This window comes from Magnetospirillum fulvum MGU-K5 (genome assembly GCF_000442515.1).
In the GTDB taxonomy this organism is placed as follows: Bacteria; Pseudomonadota; Alphaproteobacteria; order Rhodospirillales; family Magnetospirillaceae; genus Phaeospirillum; species Phaeospirillum fulvum_B.
The window spans coordinates 1-1467 of sequence record NZ_AQPH01000154.1 but is presented as its reverse complement, the minus strand read 5'-3'; the positions used below and the strand labels follow the sequence as shown (position 1 = coordinate 1467).

Genomic DNA, 1467 nt, shown 5'->3' with positions numbered 1-1467 from the left:
AAGCTGACATCGGAATCGGTGCACTGGCTTTCGCCCGCGAGAACGCCGTCGGTGAAGGTCTGTTCCTTCGACTGGCGGATCGCCTTGCCCTGGGCCAGATCGACCCGGACCCGGCATCCCTCGGTGCTGGTGCGGACCTCGGTGCTGCTCTGCTTCTCCGGGGCGGGAGTCGGGGTCACCGTCGCCGGGGTGCGGTATTGCGCGGCGAGATCGTTGGAGCGGCCCTTGTCGCTGCCCTGACGGACAGAGCCGTCGTTCGCAGGCTTCTTCGCCTCGTCCTTTTTCTCGGTCTTGGCCAAGCGCTCCAGCGCGGCGATCAGGGCCGATTTCGAGCCCTTCACCTCCAGCGTCTTTTCCGGGAACAGCTCGTTCGCGCCCTTGGCGTCGAACTGCGCCGTCAGCCCCTCGGTCGAGATCGTCTCTTCGCGCTCGCCCTTGGCAACGGACGTGACCAGCACCTGACCGACGGTCTGGGGACCGGCCTCGACCTTGCGGGCATAGCCCTTGGCGGTGACGCCGGACAGCAGCGCCGGGTTGATCCCCTCGACCGCGCCCAGCGCGAACGAAGCGGCAATCGGCTGATTGACCGGCAGCGTCACCGCCGCCTTCGGCCACACCGGCACCGCGACGGTGTCGGAGACCGCGATGGAAGGGGCCGCAGATTGAGCGGGGACCGCCGGGGCGGCTTGTGTCTTGCCGGTCGCCGCAGTCTGATTCTGCGCCGGGGCGGCGTGGGTCGGAAGCGGGACCAAAAGAGCGGCGCACAGGGCCGCCGCGATGCTGTCGTTACGCATGGCGTCACTCCACTTTGGCGATGTACCAATCGGTGTCGGGTCGGATTTGGATGCGGGTGCCCTGAGCGACCTTGAGGATCGGGGTCAGGTTGATGGTCTGCTCCAGCGCCGAGGCGGTGATCTCGCCCAAGCGCTGCGACAATTCGGTGCTGCCCTGGGACAGGGCGCCGCCGTCGGAATAAGACGACGACGAGCCCAACGCCGAGGACGAGGACGACGAGGTGGGAGAGCCGCCGATCCCGGCGGTCGAGGCCCGCACCGCCGCCGAGATTCCAGCCAGCAGGAAGGCGGTGCCATAGCGCTCGAAGAAGCGGTTATCGACCTCGCCCGAGATTCCGAGCGCGCCCTGGACGTCGGTGACGTTGGCCTTGGCCCCATAGATTTCGGCGCGGTGGCCGCCGAGCAGAACGCGGGAGCAGCGGAGCGGCGCGCGGGTCGAGCCGACCTTGTCGAGGCTCTTGAAGGCGCAGACCAGACGCGATCCCTTGGGGATCAGGATATTGCGGCCGTGATAGCCGAACACGTCGCGCGTGGTCTGGATCACCACCGGGCCGCCGGTCGCCCCGTCCAACTGGGTGTTGATGCCGGTTTCGAGGATGCCGCTGATATAGCGGTCGGTGGTGACGATCCGGCTGTTATCGACCGGCTTGGTCGAGGTGATCGACGCTTCCTT

The 1467-nt window shown here is 67.3% G+C and carries 1 protein-coding gene and 1 pseudogene; both read right to left on the bottom strand.

What is annotated here, in order from left to right; all coding sequences use genetic code 11:
* Window positions 1-794: pseudogene (locus tag K678_RS17335) on the bottom strand (hypothetical protein); the annotation flags it as partial.
* Window positions 795-798: 4 nt separating this feature from the next.
* Window positions 799-1467 (bottom strand): TraB/TrbI/VirB10 family type IV secretion system protein (locus tag K678_RS17330; RefSeq protein ID WP_021133787.1); only part of this gene is annotated, 669 nt, incomplete at its 5' end.